Consider the following 217-nt stretch of genomic DNA (forward strand, 5'->3'; position numbering starts at 1 on the left):
CCGGAAATCAGTATCTTCGCGGCCCCGGCGGTGAGGGATAACAAGGTCACCATCAAGGGAAGCGGTCAGGTCGGTCAGAAATTGCAGGCTGAGTACGGCTTTGTGGCGAACGGTACGGGCGCTGATGACTCAACGGTCAAGTGGCAGTGGCGGAACAGCAATGGCGAGTGGAAGCTATTTACTAGTAACAGCAAGTTCGATGGGAATGTCTATACCC

General features: G+C 54.8%; 1 protein-coding gene. It reads left to right on the forward strand.

Annotated features, from left to right (window positions below; all coding sequences use genetic code 11):
- Window positions 1–217, forward strand: a 217-nt coding sequence (locus tag AAZT04_RS26380; protein WP_434682349.1) for a hypothetical protein, incomplete at both ends; no start/stop codon positions are given.

Origin of the sequence: Serratia sp. Je.1.23.a (assembly GCF_051129805.1) — a bacterium.
In the GTDB taxonomy this organism is placed as follows: domain Bacteria; phylum Pseudomonadota; class Gammaproteobacteria; order Enterobacterales; family Enterobacteriaceae; genus Serratia; species Serratia liquefaciens.